The following is a 16,299-nucleotide window of genomic DNA, read 5'->3' on the forward strand; positions in this document are numbered from 1 at the left end:
GCCTTGGTGGAATTGAGCTAAGCCTGCGATTCCACCTTGTCTTGCAGATCTAAGTGCATCTCTATCACCCCATCCTCTAACTCAAATTTTACTCTAAAGCCAAGGTGTTTGGCCAAGCCCGCCATGCCGCGGTTTTGTATCATGGTCATACCCGTTAGGCTCTGAGTGCCCATGGCTTGATAATAACGAATTAACTTCTGTAGCAGATGTTTACCCAAGCCTAGCCCTTGTAAATCGCTCCTTACCGCCATGGCAAATTCGGCTTCAATATTGTCAGGGTCAATGGTGGCCCGCACCACACCCAAAATAGCGCGGTCATCCTCAGCCTTTTCATCAACGGCAATAAAAGCCATTTCTCGGGCATAGTCGATTTGCGTGAGTAAGGCCATTTCCTCATGGGTCATTTGGCCGCGTGCGCCAAAATAACGTTTATAGCGATCTTCCTCACTTAACGAAGAGTCAAAGGCCAAATGGTTGGGTTCATCCTCGGGAAGGATCGGTCTGAGTAATACTCGTGAGCCGTTTTTTATCTCACAATATTCTTCTAACTCCCTAGGGTAAGGGCGAATAGCCAGACGTTGCCCTAACTTGTCATCACTGTCTTGCAGCCGCATATTCACGTCTAACAAAATGATGTTATCTCCCGCCGCCAATACCGGATTAAGATCTAAACGTGCAATTTCTGGACAATCGATGATCAAACTCGATAAGCGGGTCAGCATTTTACACAGGGCGTCCATTTTTAAGCCGTTGGGCAGCCGCCGGTCTCTGATTTTTTCCGCTTTCAGCGCCGAAATCACTAAATAACGCGCTAGGCTCATGTTCAGCGGCGGCAGCGCCACCGCAGCATCCTGAGTCTCATCCCACTCTGAACCGCCCTCGCCTAAGAAAATCGCTGGGCCAAACACCGGGTCACTAATCACCGCCACCCGCAATTCCTGCGCGCCAGCAGTTAAGGCCATGCGTTGCAATATCATGCCCTCTACTCTGGCTTGAGGATAGGCCTGCTTCACCCTTTCTAGCATAGACTCCGCAGCAATTTCTAACTGATGGGCATTATTAATATTCAAACTGACGCCATGTACATCAGACTTATGCAAAATATCAGGAGACTGTATTTTTAGCGCCACCGGATAACCAATCTCTTCAGCGCATGCCAGCGCTTCACTCACATTGCGCACAAACCAAGTTTCAATGGTATTTAAACCGTAAGCTTGCAATAAGGGTTTAGCGTCATGAGTTTCTAGTACCCACACATCCTTGGCGATGGCTTGTTGCAAAATTTGCCTAGCCGCTTGGTCAACCATGGTTTTGTCGGTACTGCTGGGCGTCTCTGAGAGTAACTTCTGGTTACGGCGAAACTCTACCATATGCATGAACGCTCCTACCGCCCCCTCTGGGGTTCGATAAGTGGGGATCCCCGCCTTACTAAAAGCCAAACGCCCGGGATAGGCGGCTCGTTCACCCATCCAATTGGTTAAGATATTTAATCGACGGGCGCGACTATCTTGTTTAATCACATTGATCAGCGCTTGAGCGGTTTCTTCAGCGCCAGCTAGGGCCGAGGGGGCATGCATTAACAGTAAAGCATCGGCTTCACCACTGCCCGCCACAATATCTAAGGCCTGAGCATACCGGGCGGGATCGGCATCACCTACAATATCTAAAGGGTTTTGCCCAGACCAGGCGCTGGGCAGTACTTGAGACAACTTGTTTAGGGTTTGCTCTGAAAACTCAGCCAGCTTGCCGCCTCTCTCTAATAAGGCATCCACCGCCAACACCGCAGGACCACCACCATTACTAATGATGGCTAAGCGCTCACCCTGCAAGGGATTGGCATAGGTAAGGGTTTCTACCGCTGCAAATAACTCGTGTAAGTCTTTAACCCTTAACATACCTGCGCGCTTAAAGGCCGCATCATAAACCGCATCGTTGCCCACTTGCCCACCGGTATGCAAAGCCGCCGCCTGCGCCCCCAGCCGACTTCGTCCAGACTTAATCACCAAAATAGCCTTGTTACGAGATGCTGCGCGGGCCGCCGACATGAAACGCTGCGGATCCTTAACCGAGTCGATATACAACATAATCACCTGGGTTTTGGCATCTCTAGCGAGATAATCGAGTAACTCGCCAAAATCAATATCTAGAGCATCACCTAAGGAGATAAAAGAGGAAAAACCGATACCCTTATTATTTGCCCAATCTAGAACCGTGGTGCACACCGCCGCCGACTGAGACACAAAAGCAATTTTTCCAGGCTGGCTATTAGCATGTGCAAAGGAGGCATTTAAACCGATATTGGGTAACATAATCCCCAAGCTATTAGGCCCCAAAATTCGCATGCCATAACGCTGCGCCAGCAACAGAATCTCACTGGCAATGTCTTGCGTTTTGCCTTCGGCTTTAATGTCTAAGCCACCAGCGGTAATCACCGCAGCCTTGCAGCCAAATTGACCGAGCTTCTCAACAACCTCTGGTAAGCGTGCCGCGTTAACACAAATAATGGCCAAGTCTGGTCGTTGAGGTAACTCTTCTATACTGGCATAGGCCAGCACCCCCAATACCGCTTTGTATTTAGGCGTAACTGGCATGACTGGACCATTGAAGCCGGCACTCATCAAGTTTTTCATTACCACATTACCCGAGCGCAAGGCACGGTTCGATGCCCCGATAACCGCGATAGACTTCGGCGAAAATAGCTCATGCAGTTTACGTTGACTCATTCCATTTTTCTCATGTTTAGCAAGCGCAGCAATGTTATCCAGTGTAACGTGTATCTCCGCAAAGTGAGAGCCGAGGGCTCACAATATCCGGTCTGTACTACCAAGGTCGTAACGGCTTAAGCTTGGCTGCGAACATCAGCCAACTATAAGCAGCTAGCCAAAGCGCAACAGCATTACTACATATTACTCAAACTTACCCATTTTCTTTTAACTTACGCCAGTTTTTCATACAAACAACTGGACAAAATATACCTTTATCATTCATATCTAGATAAAACCCTGCCAAATAAAGGAATAAAACATGGCCCTAAGGTCCATTCGAGCAATTGATTACATGACCAAAAATCCCGTCACTGTAAAACCGTCAACCTCGCTGTTTGAAGCCATAGATATTATGCTGGCAGCTAAGGTATCGGGTGCCACCGTATTAAACGATAACAAAGAAGTGGTGGGTGTTATTTCAGAGATAGACTGCTTACAAGCCATCCTTAAGGGTACCTACCATGGGGAAATCGGCGGCACGGTAAAAGAATTTATGACCGAAGAAGTGGATAGTGTGGGCACCGACATGGACATCCTAGCCGTGGCCGAGTTACTGATAAAACAAAAACGCCGCAGAATGCCAGTGGTTGAGAACGGCAAATTCATCGGCCAGTACAGTATTCGAAGTATTTTGAATGCGGTTAAAGAATTCAACCTAAAATAAGCAGTAAAAAAGGGCTGTATTCACAGCCCTAAAGACCCAAATACCATCTAAATTAAACTTGTGATACCACCATCTGCTCTTGTAAACCCTCTATCTCAGCAATGATACTGGCGGTGTTTTCGTTATCGGGCACCATTAAATCAAATTCGGCGGTAAATACATTTTCTCCGGCATCAGGAACACTGACTCGGTGACACTCCAATTTGTTTACATTCACTCCATGTCCCACTAATAAGCGGGTAATATCGTTAATCAATCCGGGACGGTCTTCGGCATCAATGGAGAGGCGTATAGGCTCGGCTTCCAACAAATGAGCGGGTTTACACTGATGAATGGTCACTTGCAGCTCACCTAAGGCTAACAAGCGCTCTTGTAAAGCTTGGCTATTCTTTTGTGGAACTTGCACTTTAAAAATACAGGCGACATAGCCGTCTAAATTGACCACTCGACTGCTTAACCATTTGCCTTGATGGGAATGAGTAAGGTCAGCCAAATGATTTAATGTACCAGGCTTGTCCTCTCCAACGGCAGTAACTAAAAACAAAGCACTCATACATCTACCCCTTTTTTATAAAACCTAATTTAAGTCTATACCATATAAGGGCTAAGGGTGTGATAAGACTCTGAGTTTGAAGGAATCTTCAGCAAAACCCAATTAAAAAAATATATATGAACAAAATACCTTAGTTTTTAGTGACTTTTCGATATAAATAAAACAAAAAAGCCAGCTTTCGCTGGCTTTATTTAACGGCTATTGTTGACTATAAACCCCAACATTTTTAAAGCCTGCATCCTGCAAATATAAGGCTTGTAATTTACTCATCACGCCGCGGTCACAATACAGTAAATAATGCTTGCTCTGGTCTAAGTCGCCAAATTGAGTCGCCAATTTAAAAAACGGGATATACTGAACGGCCACGCCTTCTAATTCAAAGGGCTTACGTTCTTGCTCCTCTATCGAGCGAATATCCAATACCACCGCTTCTTTATCCTGAGCGATTTCATCGCTGTGTACTTCAATGACTTGCTGGTCGGCTTCTTTAGCTACATCACGAATATCGGAAATTCGGCACTCTTCAACCACCTGCTGCAAAATGGCGAAATCAAACTTCTCTTCTTCTGCTAAAAGCTTAGATTCAACCGCCTTAACCGTCGGTTTGTTAGAAATCACCCCACAATATTCAGGCATGGTCTCGGCAAAATCATTGGTGCCAATTTTCTTTGCGGTATCAATAATATCTTGTTTATCGGTAGCAATCAGTGGGCGTAAAATCAAGGTCTCTGAAACCTTATCAATCATGCCCAAATTAACCAGAGTCTGGCTAGATACTTGACCGACAGCTTCGCCTGTAACCAGCGCGGGGATATCCAAGCGCTGGGCAATTTTAGAGGCAGCACGCACCATCATCCGCTTCAACACCACGCCCATTTGGCCATTATCGACTTTCTCTAAAATCTCATTTACCACAGGGTCAAAGTCCACTGCCACAAACTTAACCCGATGTGATGAGCCAAAGCGTTTCCACAGATGATGTGCCACCTGCTTAACCCCCAGCTCATGCGCTCGGCCGCCCAGGTTAAAGAAGCAATAATGCACCTTGGCACCACGCTTAATCAGCTGATAACTCGATACCCCAGAATCAAAGCCACCTGAGAGTAAAGAGAGCACGCTTTCTTGAGTAGCAATTGGGAAGCCACCTAAGCCGGGATGCTTGGCTTGAACCAAATAAACCACATCATCAGCCACTTCTATATTCACCGTGACATCAGGATTTTTCAGGCGCACGCCATTGCTTTCACAATGTTGATTTAGACCGCCTCCAACATAACGCTCCACTTCAATCGACGAAAACTCTTGCTGACCGCTGCGCTTTACGCGAACACAAAAGGTTTTGCCTTTTAAGCGATCTTTCCAAACCTGGTAAGTCAGCTCATAAATGTGGTGTAAGTCGGTATAGTGATGCTGGCTAACTTCAAGGAAGTGAACAATGCCCGGCGTAGACGACAGTGCCTGAATCAAGGCCTGACGATTCTCTTCGCTGTCATTACGTGAAGTCACCACCATTCTGTCCCAATCTAAGCGCACCCGAATAGTGTCATCAAAGGCACTGATAACATTACGAATATTGCTTTGAAGAATCTTGCTAAAGCGCTTACGCACCGGCTTACTCTTCATGGCAATTTCTGGGAATAACTTAACGATGAACTTCATAACTCTGGGCCTTGATAAATTTGGGCGCGAATTATAACGCGACTTCAGTCAACGAGCCAATCTTGTTATTAATTGAAGCGGATAAACGACCTAGCCAACACCTCGGTGATACTGAGGTGTTGGCTAGGAGGGAGGGTTATTGCTCTTCAGAGACGGATATTTCACCCGACTGGCTGGCCTTACCTTGCATTATGCCGATCTCAACACGGCGATTACGGCGGCGATTATCCAAAGTATTATTCGGCACTAAAGGATGAGTATCAGCCAAGCCACTCACTACTAAGCGTTCCTCAGCAAAGCCATCGACTTTAATCAACTCATGGGCCACCGACACCGCACGCTGACTGGAGAGATCCCAGTTTGAGCGATACAGCTCTGATTCAGCTTGTTGATTATCGGTATGTCCCGAGACTGTCACAATGCCGGGTATGTCTTTAATCACTTCGCCCACCCGGCGGATCACCGGTCTAAATTTCGGTTGCAAAAAAGCCGAACCTGAAGGGAAAGCCCCTTTTTCGCGAACTCGAATAATGATTTGCTGGCCTAAAGACTCGACCTCGATGGCGCCATCTTCAATTTGGTCGCGCAACTGCTGGGCAATCCGTTTAGCGGTTTGGTTTTGCTCGGCCTGAGTTTGTGATTGACTCTGGGAAGACTGAGCCTGAGTCGCCGACGAGCGCCCCCCCGTTTGCTGACCAGCCGCTTTTTGTTGGCCACCCGCGTCGGCCTCTTCACCATCATGAAATTCCAGTTTAGCCTGAGTCATATCGATGGTTTGCTGCATGATGGTTTCAATTGGTGTGGGTTCAGGGCGACCCGGGCGAAATTCTTGAGCGATAACCGAGGTGCCTTTGGGAATATCTTTAACTTCAAGTAAGTTCTGCACCCCAAAGGCATACTTCATTGAGCCGGCAATTTGCTTAAATTTAAGCACGTCCATCTCAGAGAAGGCCAACAGCAATACGAAGAAGCACATCAACAAAGACATCAAATCGGCAAAGGTGCCCATCCAAGCGGGCAATCCTTCCGGGGGACATTTGCAAGGTTCTTCCATTATTGCCTCATCTAGTCGTCAGTGGTGCCCAAAGAGCGTTTGCCCTCTGGAAGATAGTTTTTCAGCACCCCTTCAATTACCCGCGGGTTTTGACCATCTTGGATCCCCAGCACCGCATCCAAAATCAAGCTTCGATTAAGCTTTTCTTCTCCAGAGCGCAGCATTAGTTTCTCACTAATGGGGATCGCCACCATGTTAGCCAAAATGGCACCATACAAGGTAGTTAACAAGGCCACCGCCATCGCAGGACCAATCGATTTAGGGTCGTCCATGTTAGACAGCATAGCCACCAAACCAATCAAGGTACCAATCATCCCCATCGCTGGGCCTACATCCCCCAAGGCTTTGAAGATACCGGCCCCCATTTCATGGCGCTCAGAGGTTAACAGGATGTCTTTTTCCATGGTGGAACGCACCACATCGGCGTCATGCCCATCTACTAGCATGTCGATGCCCTTCTGCATAAAGGGATTGCTAATTTCGGCTTCTTCTAAGGCTAAGAATCCGCCTTTACGCGCAGCGTCGGCCATTTCTACCGAACGCTCAATCAAGTCTTCAGGTTTATCAACCTTAAACATAAAGGCTTTGGCGGCGATTTTAACCGCGCCTAGAAATTGCCCTAGGTTGTATTTCATCAATACAACAAACAAGGAGCCACAAAAGACAATTAGTACCGAAGGAATATCGACAAAGATGCCTATCCCTCCCCCCATCACCATCGCCATTACTACGAATGCGAAGGCGCCGATAATCCCAATCAGCGTTGCTAAATCCACTGTGTTTTCCTTTTAACCTGTAGCCTAGAGATTTTTATTTTACTAATACTAGCCTACTCCAAAAACAGAATCGAAGATAATTTTGTGTTCTCATTTCAAGGTCTTGAAAGCTCAAGCACTATTATATTTATCGGCCAAAATGAAAATACTTGAGTTGCAAGTTTGACCTCCCACAGAGCCTAGGGTAAGTTTGCGCCAGCACTAGCTTGAGAGGGATTGACCATGGCCGTCAAAAAACCAGAAAACATGAAATTTGAAGAGACGCTCAATGAACTAGAAGATATTGTTCAGCAATTAGAGCAAGGCGAGTTAAGTTTAGAAGAATCTCTTAAACAATTTGAACGCGGCATCAGCTTAGCCAATGCAGGCCAAAGTAAATTGCAACAAGCCCAACAACAAGTGGATGTTCTTCGTCACCAAGCCAGTGGCGATACCCTAGAACCCTTAATTCAGGAGCCATCTGAGTGAATCAACAGCTAGCCAGCTGCATTGCTGACTACCAAAGCCGAATCAATCATCACCTTGAGCAAGTTCTGGCGGCACAAGGAGCAACCGAGCCTCAGCTGTTAGCCGCAATGCGCCATGGTTTACTGCTGGGTGGTAAGCGGATCCGCCCCTTATTGGTCTATTTGGTGGGGCAGCTCAATGACGCCGACAATCAAGCCCTAGATGCCGCTGCAGCAGCAGTGGAATGCATTCACGCCTATTCATTGATTCATGATGATTTACCCGCCATGGACGACGACGACCTGCGCCGCGGCCAGCCCACCTGTCACAAGGCCTTTGATGAAGCCACCGCAATACTTGCGGGTGATGCCTTACAAAGCTTGGCCTTTAGTCTGATTGCCGATGCGCCGGTAAGTGACCAACAAAAAGTGATGATGTTGAGGGTACTCAGCCAAGCTGCCGGTTATCAGGGCATGTGTGGTGGCCAAGCCATAGACATCGTATCAACCAATCAAAAAATATCGCTGCAGCAACTCGAACAGCTGCATCAGCATAAAACCGGCGCATTGATAAAAGCCGCCATTATGTTAGGTGCGATTTGTGGCAACATTGCCCAATCAGAGCAGCAAGCTTTAAGCGCCTACGCCGATGCTCTAGGCCTAGCCTTTCAGGTGAGAGACGATATTTTAGACATTATTAGTGATACTGATACTTTAGGAAAACCGCAGGGCTCTGATCAAGCCTTAAACAAAAGCACCTACCCAAGTTTATTGGGATTACAGGGCGCCATCGACAAAGCGGAAAGCTTAGGTAAAGAAGCGCTTCAAGCATTAGAGCGTTTGCCTTACAATAGCCAAATGCTAGCTTTGCTAGCCGATTACGTCGTGCATCGAAACAACTAGTCGTCAACAATAAAAATAATGATAAGCATTTTATATGACACTGAATATTAAAAATTACCCTACTCTCGCGCGAGCAAACTTGCCCGCCGACTTACGCCAATTAGAGGCGCAGCAACTACCTCAATTATGCGATGAGCTTCGTCAATATTTATTGAACAGTGTCAGTCAGTCCAGTGGTCACCTTGCCTCTGGTTTAGGCGCGGTGGAACTCACCGTTGCCTTACATTATGTTTACAATACCCCTTTGACAAATTGGTGTGGGATGTTGGCCACCAAGCCTACCCGCACAAGATCCTCACCGGTCGACGTGAACAAATGCCCACCATTCGCCAATTCAAAGGTTTACATCCCTTCCCTTGGCGAGAAGAGAGCGAATACGATGTACTTAGTGTTGGTCACTCTAGCACCTCTATTGGGGCCGCCTTGGGTATGGCTATCGCTGCCGAGAAAGAGCAACAAGGCCGTAAAGTAGTGGCGGTGATCGGCGACGGCGCGATGACTGCCGGTATGGCTTTTGAAGCGCTTAACCATGCTGGCGCAATTCACAACGATATGCTGGTGATTCTTAACGATAACGAAATGTCGATTTCTGAGAATGTTGGCGCACTGAATAACTCTTTAGCCAATATACTCTCGGGCTCACTGTATTCCTCGTTGCGCGAAGGCGGTAAGAAAGTACTAAGTGGCATGCCTCCGATTAAAGAGCTGGCTCGGCGCGCCGAAGAGCACCTGAAAGGCATGGTGGTACCAGGAACCTTATTTGAGGAGTTTGGTTTTAACTACATTGGCCCGATTGATGGCCACGATGTAAAAGGCTTAGTTCGCACCCTAAGTAACATGCGTGACTTAAAAGGCCCACAAATTCTGCATGTAATGACCAAAAAGGGCAAAGGCTACCTTCCAGCCGAGCAAGACCCGATTGGTTATCATGGTGTTCCTAAGTTTGATCCCAGCCAAAATAACTTACCTAAAAGTAGCGGCAGCGCCCCCACCTTTTCCAAGGTATTTGGCGACTGGCTATGCGACATGGCCGCTTTAGACCCCAAATTAATGGGAATTACTCCAGCCATGCGCGAAGGCTCTGGCATGGTTCGTTTTTCTAAAGAGTTCCCTGAGCAATATTTTGATGTAGCCATTGCCGAGCAACACGCGGTCACCTTCGCTGCTGGCTTAGCCATCTCGGGTTATCATCCAGTGGTGGCCATCTATAGCACCTTTTTACAACGTGCCTACGATCAAGTCATTCATGATGTTGCCATTCAAAATTTACCAGTACTGTTTGCCATAGACCGTGCTGGCATTGTTGGCGCCGATGGCCCGACCCACCAAGGGGCTTTTGACTTAAGCTACCTACGCGCGATACCTAATTTGGTGATTATGGCGCCCGCTAACGAAAATGAATGTCGGCAAATGCTCTATACCGGCCATCTACACCAAGGCCCTGCTGCAGTGCGTTACCCGCGTGGTGGAGCCGACAATACACCTATAGAAGCCCAGATGAGCGCGCTAGAAATAGGTAAGGCAAGAGTACTTCGAGAAGGCGCTAAAATTGCAATACTGAACTTTGGCAGCTTACTTTGCCAGTGCCAATCAGTCGCTGAACAACTCAACGCTAGCTTAGTGGATATGCGCTTTATTAAGCCTCTCGATGAGGACTGCATCAAAGCCTTGGCGAACAGCCATGAGCTGCTAGTGACACTGGAAGAAAATGCCATTCAAGGCGGTGCTGGCTCGGCTGTGAATGAATTTTTATTTGCCGAACAGCTAAACCAAGTCAAAGTACTTAACATTGGCCTTCCTGACGACTTTATCGAACAAGGTAGCCAACAAGAAATTTACCACTTGCTTGGCCTAGACAGCGCCGGTATCAAACAAAAAATCGAGCAGTTTATCGCCCGCTAGTTAGTCGAGGATCTGTAGGTGCTCGAACAAAGGAAACAGGCTGTTGCGATTTAAGCTATTAATATCAAGACGCCGATTAGTAGCCCAAATCTTACGTTGCCAGTAAAGCGGAACAAATGCCGCTTGCTGGTACATCACCTTCTCTAGTTCACGAATAATTACCGCCCTTTGCTCACCATCTAGCTCCTGCTCGGCGGCTAGAATCAATTCAGAAACCTCTTCATTTTGATATACCCGACAGCGTGTGGCCTGCTTCGGCTCATCCAGCTCATCGTTTAAGTACATAGCGCGCGCAATAGACAGTACATTGCCAGCATCCTTTTGCCGCCGAGTCAGTACTAAATCGCTTAAACACTGACTCACGTTAGCCTGGTAGTCGGCTTCATCCAGCCAACTAGGAACTAAGCGAATATTCACTCGATCCAACATCGACACTAACTGAGAGACCACTTTGGATTGCTCATCAAACAAGGAATTTGGGATCGCCATGCTTAAACTAAAGCCCTCTGCGTAGCCAGCTTGTTGCAATAGCTGATGCGCCAACAATAAGTTATAACGAGGCAATAACTCTTCGTTGTAACCAGCTTGCCCAGGAATACTGAGCTGAGTTGATGCCATGGCGTAAGGACCAAGCCCCTCGGCTAAACGGGCATTATCTATCGCTAAATTAATAGCCTGACGGACTCGACGCTTGGCTAAAGCCGGATGGTGCTGATTCAACTCAATGGCTAACCACTTCAAACCGCGGGTCTGAATCACCGATAGTTGTTTATCTTTATTCAGCAAGTCAACATAGCTATCGGGCACATGATCGATGATATCTACATCACGAGAAAACAGGCTAGCCATGCGCATTTCTACCTGCTTGATCGGCACCACCTTTATACTACTAACATTGCCCTCGCGCTTACGCCAATAATCTGGATTAACACTAAACTCGGTCACAATACCCGGAACGTAACGGCTCAATTTGTAAGCCCCCGTTCCCGATATTTGAACAACATGAGATCCATTTTCAGCTTGTTGTTGCGCTAAATAGAACTGTTTATCCACCGGAAAAACAAGACTAAGGCGTTGAATAAGTTGAGAGAACGGGCGAAAAGTTTGCACTTCGAACTGCAAGCGATTGATCGCTCGTAGGCTCTTAATTGGGGCAAACAAAGTATGTAAGTTAGCTTGTTGATTAATTTGCTGGAAGGTCCACTCGACATCTTCAGCGCTCAACAAATTACCAGAATGAAACTTTACGCCATCGCGCAGCTCAAATTGAACTTGGGTGGGCGAAATGATTTTCCACTTAGTCACCAGACCCAGACCAATGCGCCCCTGCTGGTCACTTAAAAACAAAGGGTCAAACAACAGATGGTTAACGAAATTTCGCGAAGTATCTAAATCATCCACGATCGGCTGAGGCTCGGTATGAAAAGCTGTTCCCCAGACCAACTCTTTAGCGTTAGCTTGGGCTACGCTTGCGCCAAACATAAATAATAATACCAGCCAAGTACCAAGCTGAGTCTTTGATTTTCTTGGCAATAGCAAGCTATTCACCCCATACGAACAGAATACCGCTACGTTACACCGAAAAAAGCGATAAAAAAAGCGGGAAAAACCCGCTTTTTTGGTCACGCTAAATAACTTAGGCAATTCGCCCTTCTTCTCGAGCGAAACAAGCCACTTGCGCGTTATCCTCTTTAACCAAGGCAGGTTGCGATTGATGACAACGTTCATTGGCAAAGCGACAGCGGGCGTGAAAAGCACAACCGGCAGGAGGATTAAGTGGTGAAGGTAATTCGCCCTCCAGCTTAATTTTCTCGCGACGATGTGCGGGATCTAGCCGCGGAGTACTCGATAACAGCGCCTGAGTATAAGGGTGCTTTGGATTACTAAACAATTCCTCACAAGAGGCGTATTCTACTGCCTTACCCAAATACATCACCATTACCTCATCGGCTATGTGTTCTACCACCGATAAATCGTGAGAAATGAAGATGTAACTTAAACCCATCTCTTGCTGCAAATCCATCATTAGATTGAGCACCTGAGCTTGCACCGATACATCCAACGCAGACACCGGTTCGTCAGCCACCACCACTTTCGGATCCAGCATCAAACCACGCGCAATTGCGATACGCTGGCGCTGACCACCAGAAAACATATGTGGATAGCGGTCATAGTGCTCTGGTCTTAAACCCACTTTGGCCAACATAGCCAAGGCTTTTTGCTTACGCTCAGCCTTCGTCATGTCACTGTTGATAACCAAAGGCTCTTCTAAAATCGTTCCCACTTTCTTCCGCGGGTTAAGCGAACCGTAAGGGTTTTGGAAGATAATTTGGATCTTTTGCCGCAACACCTTCGCGGCGTCTTTACCCAAACTTAAAATATCTTTGCCATCGAAACACAGTTCACCTGCGCTAGGTGTTTCAATCATGGTGAGCACACGGGCCAAAGTTGACTTACCACAACCCGACTCCCCCACCACCGCCAAGGTTTTGCCTTTCTCTAGGCTAAAGCTAACTCCATCCAAGGCCTTTACCGTTGCATCAGGTTTAAACATCCCGGCTTTAACTTGGTAATGCTTTTTCACCCCATTCACGGACAATACCGACTGTTGTTCGGTGCTTGCTTCGGCCTGCAGCGCGGCGGCTTTGATAATACTGTCACTCATGCGCTTGGTCTCCCGCTTTCATCTAGTGGAGTGAAACATCTTACTTGTCGCTTCCCTTCGCCTTGCAGAGGCGGTTGTTGTTGCTGACACCGCTCTGTTGCGTATGGGCAACGGGGGTTTAGCAAACATCCAACAGGACGGTCATAAGCCCCTGGAACCACCCCTGGCAGCGCATCTAAACGCTCTTTCCCGGCTGAAGACTCTGGCAGAGAACGCAGCAGAGCTTGGGTATAAGGGTGTTTCGGTTTAGAGAAAATCTCTTCGGCCGGTCCTGTTTCAACCACCTGTCCGGCATACATCACGATCACCCGATGCGCCGACTCGGCTACTAGCGCCAAATCATGGGTAATTAATACTAAACCCATATTTTTTTTCTTTTGCAGATCCAATAGCAAATCCACGATCTGCGCCTGAATAGTTACGTCCAAAGCGGTGGTCGGTTCATCAGCAATCAACAGTTTAGGGTCACAAGCAATAGCCATGGCAATCATCACCCGTTGGCTCATGCCACCAGACAACTGGTGAGGATAGCTCTTCAAGCGAGATTTAGGATCCGGAATGCCCACCTGTTCCAGCAGCTCAATCACCCGTTGACGACGCCACTTCTTATCACCGCTTTGGTGAATTTTTAGCGCTTCGCTAATTTGGTACTCAACGGTATAACAAGGGTTCAGACTCGACATCGGCTCTTGGAAAATCATCGCGATTTCAGCACCCGTAATGGCACGGCGTTTGTTTTCCGACATGGCCAATAAGTCTTGCCCTTCAAACTTGAGGGTTTCAGCCTTCACCTTTCCGGGGTATTCAATCAGGCCCATAATCGATAGCGAGCTAACACTCTTACCCGAACCCGATTCCCCAACAATACCAACAATTTCACCTTTCTCTACGCTATAGCCCACTTGGTCAACCGCACGAAATGGGTTATCGCCATCACCAAAGTCAACAGTAAGGTTATTTACTTCTAATAAAGACACAAGATTTCTCCTACTGTTTCAACTTGGGATCAAGCGCATCGCGCAAGCCATCGCCCATCAAGTTAAAGGCCAATACCGTTAACAAAATCACCAAACCGGGGAAGGTCACCACCCACCAGGCGCGTTGTACAAACTGCAAGGCGTCTGCCAGCATGCTGCCCCACTCCGGTTGTGGCGGCTGAGCACCTAGACCTAAGAAACCTAATGCGGCCATATCGAGAATGGCGTTAGAAAAGCCTAGGGTGGCTTGCACAATCAAAGGAGCAAGACAGTTAGGTAAAATAGTAATAAACATTAGACGCAGCGAGCCCGCCCCCGCCACGCGGGAGGAAATCACATAGTCTTTGTTTAGCTCGGCAATGGTCGAGGCCCGAGTTAAACGTACGTAGTGAGGCATCGATACAATGGCAATTGCCATTGCCGCATTAAAGATGCTTGGACCTAAGATAGCCACAATCGCAATCGCCAACAATAAGCTGGGCATCGCCAGCATAATGTCTACCGCGCGCATGATGATGGTTTCAACATAGCCGCGGAAGAAACCGGCAATCAAACCTAAAATTACCCCAATACCCAGCGATAGGGTTACCACTAAGCAGCCGATAAACAAGGAGAGTCGAGCACCGTGGATCAAACGTGACAAAATGTCACGACCCACATCATCAGTACCAAGCAAATAGCTAGTAGAGCCGCCCTCTACCCAAAACGGCGGTAGTAATAAGGCGTCACGGTACTGTTCGATAGGCGAATGCGGCGCAATCACGCTGGCGAACAAGGCCACCAAGATCATGGCGACAATAAATACTAAGCCAACCACGGCACCGGTATTTTTACTAAAATAGCTCCAAAACTCTTGCAGAGGAGTTTGAATTTGTGGCCCAGTCACTGGGCTAGAAGTTTGTTCAGACATAATACCTTTCCTTATTTGCCGTGACGGATCCGCGGATTAACCACGCCGTAAAGAATGTCGACAAGTAAGTTGACCACAATAATAATGGTAGCCACGATTAAAATGCCCCCTTGTACTACTGGATAATCTCGACGGCCAATGGATTCAATCAGCCATTTGCCAATCCCTGGCCAAGCGAAAATAGTTTCGGTAAGAATCGCTCCCGACAACAAAATACCCACTTGCAAGCCAATCACGGTGATCACCGGAATTAATGCATTGCGTAGCGCATGTACCACAATCACTCGCATTGGCGCCATGCCTTTAGAACGAGCGGTACGAATATAGTCTTCGCCTAACACTTCTAACATCGATGAACGGGTCATTCGCGCAATCACCGCCATCGGGATGGTGCCCAGTACAATGCTGGGCAAGACCAAGTGATGGAGGGCGGATAAAAACGCGCCTTCTTCACCGGATAACAAAGTATCAATCAACATAAAACCGGTGACTTCATCAATCCAATAAGTCACATCCAGTCGCCCGGAAACCGGGGTTATCCCCAGATTCACCGAGAATACCAGCATTAATAACAAGGCCCACCAGAATATGGGCATAGAATAGCCAGTGAGAGAAAATGTCATGACCGAGTGGTCAAATAAGGAGCCCCGTTTGACGGCGGCGATAATGCCACAGGGTAAGCCGACTAAAATGGCAAAAATGGCAGCACAAGTCGCGAGCTCAACGGTAGCGGGAAATAAAGTTAAGAATTCTTCGGTGACCGGTGTCTTGGTGATAAGTGAACGCCCAAGATCACCACTCGCAATGTTCTTCACATAATCAAAGTATTGAACCAACAAGGGTTGGTCTAAGCCCAATTCGGCACGCAAGGCAGCATGGCGTTCGGGGGACACCCCTCTTTCACCCGCCATCACTTCGATCGGGTCTCCGGGGATCAAACGAATCAAAGTAAAGGTTAAAAGAGTAATGCCTATGAAGGTGGGTATCACCAACATTAATTTTTTTATAATAAACTGGAACATAAC

Annotated in this window: 13 protein-coding genes and 1 pseudogene; 4 read left to right on the forward strand and 10 right to left on the reverse strand. The window is 47.5% G+C overall.

Features of this window, described 5'->3' with window-relative positions; translation table 11 throughout:
- Positions 1–17: 17 nt before the first annotated feature.
- Positions 18–2,723, reverse strand: coding sequence for a bifunctional acetate--CoA ligase family protein/GNAT family N-acetyltransferase (locus AR383_RS06500; RefSeq protein WP_055732398.1), 2,706 nt, complete (start codon positions 2,721–2,723; stop codon positions 18–20).
- A gap of 301 nt (positions 2,724–3,024) precedes the next feature.
- On the opposite strand from AR383_RS06500, the gene AR383_RS06505 reads away from it, so the two are divergent.
- Positions 3,025–3,429: a CBS domain-containing protein gene (locus AR383_RS06505; protein WP_055732399.1), complete on the forward strand. Its 405-nt coding sequence runs from the start codon at positions 3,025–3,027 to the stop codon at positions 3,427–3,429.
- 52 nt (positions 3,430–3,481) lie between these two features.
- Here the strand turns inward: AR383_RS06505 and AR383_RS06510 are convergent, their stop codons facing one another.
- The 4 genes from AR383_RS06510 to pomA form a co-directional block, all read right to left on the reverse strand.
- Complete coding sequence (locus AR383_RS06510; RefSeq protein ID WP_055732400.1) at positions 3,482–3,982, reverse strand: glycine cleavage system transcriptional repressor; 501 nt, start codon at positions 3,980–3,982, stop codon at positions 3,482–3,484.
- A 198-nt stretch (positions 3,983–4,180) separates the two neighbouring features.
- Positions 4,181–5,641: a tRNA uracil 4-sulfurtransferase ThiI gene (thiI, locus tag AR383_RS06515; protein WP_055732401.1), complete on the reverse strand. Its 1,461-nt coding sequence runs from the start codon at positions 5,639–5,641 to the stop codon at positions 4,181–4,183.
- Between the two features lie 136 nt (positions 5,642–5,777).
- Positions 5,778–6,698 carry a flagellar motor protein MotB gene (locus tag AR383_RS06520; protein WP_198150237.1) on the reverse strand — a complete coding sequence of 307 codons (921 nt, stop codon included), beginning with the start codon at positions 6,696–6,698 and terminating at the stop codon, positions 5,778–5,780.
- Between the two features lie 8 nt (positions 6,699–6,706).
- Positions 6,707–7,471, reverse strand: a complete 765-nt coding sequence (gene pomA, locus AR383_RS06525) for a flagellar motor protein PomA (protein ID WP_055732403.1) — start codon at positions 7,469–7,471, stop codon at positions 6,707–6,709.
- 222 nt (positions 7,472–7,693) lie between these two features.
- On the opposite strand from pomA, the gene AR383_RS06530 reads away from it, so the two are divergent.
- The 3 genes and pseudogenes from AR383_RS06530 to dxs all read left to right on the forward strand — a co-directional run bounded on the left by AR383_RS06530 (position 7,694) and on the right by dxs (position 10,722).
- Complete coding sequence (locus AR383_RS06530; RefSeq protein WP_055732404.1) at positions 7,694–7,939, forward strand: exodeoxyribonuclease VII small subunit; 246 nt, start codon at positions 7,694–7,696, stop codon at positions 7,937–7,939.
- Positions 7,936–8,820, forward strand: coding sequence for a (2E,6E)-farnesyl diphosphate synthase (ispA, locus tag AR383_RS06535; protein WP_055732405.1), 885 nt, complete (start codon positions 7,936–7,938; stop codon positions 8,818–8,820). Before AR383_RS06530 ends, ispA begins: the two co-directional genes overlap by 4 nt.
- A 34-nt stretch (positions 8,821–8,854) precedes the next feature.
- Positions 8,855–10,722, forward strand: a pseudogene (gene dxs / locus AR383_RS06540) (1-deoxy-D-xylulose-5-phosphate synthase).
- Here the strand turns inward: dxs and AR383_RS06545 are convergent.
- The 5 genes from AR383_RS06545 to AR383_RS06565 are packed head-to-tail and all read right to left on the reverse strand — an operon-like array spanning position 10,723 to position 16,296.
- Positions 10,723–12,366 carry an ABC transporter substrate-binding protein gene (locus tag AR383_RS06545; RefSeq protein ID WP_055732406.1) on the reverse strand — a complete coding sequence of 548 codons (1,644 nt, stop codon included), beginning with the start codon at positions 12,364–12,366 and terminating at the stop codon, positions 10,723–10,725. It abuts the pseudogene before it with no gap.
- On the reverse strand, positions 12,359–13,387 hold the full coding sequence (locus tag AR383_RS06550) for a peptide ABC transporter ATP-binding protein (protein WP_055732407.1): 1,029 nt from the start codon (positions 13,385–13,387) through the stop codon (positions 12,359–12,361). Before AR383_RS06550 ends, AR383_RS06545 begins: the two co-directional genes overlap by 8 nt.
- Positions 13,384–14,364: a dipeptide ABC transporter ATP-binding protein gene (dppD, locus tag AR383_RS06555; RefSeq protein ID WP_055732408.1), complete on the reverse strand. Its 981-nt coding sequence runs from the start codon at positions 14,362–14,364 to the stop codon at positions 13,384–13,386. Before dppD ends, AR383_RS06550 begins: the two co-directional genes overlap by 4 nt.
- Before the next feature lie 10 nt (positions 14,365–14,374).
- Positions 14,375–15,274 carry a dipeptide ABC transporter permease DppC gene (dppC, locus tag AR383_RS06560; protein WP_055732409.1) on the reverse strand — a complete coding sequence of 300 codons (900 nt, stop codon included), beginning with the start codon at positions 15,272–15,274 and terminating at the stop codon, positions 14,375–14,377.
- An 11-nt stretch (positions 15,275–15,285) separates the two neighbouring features.
- Positions 15,286–16,296, reverse strand: coding sequence for an ABC transporter permease subunit (locus AR383_RS06565; protein WP_055732410.1), 1,011 nt, complete (start codon positions 16,294–16,296; stop codon positions 15,286–15,288).
- Between the last annotated feature and the right edge of the window lie 3 nt (positions 16,297–16,299).

Origin of the sequence: Agarivorans gilvus (assembly GCF_001420915.1) — a bacterium.
Taxonomy (GTDB): domain Bacteria; phylum Pseudomonadota; class Gammaproteobacteria; order Enterobacterales; family Celerinatantimonadaceae; genus Agarivorans; species Agarivorans gilvus.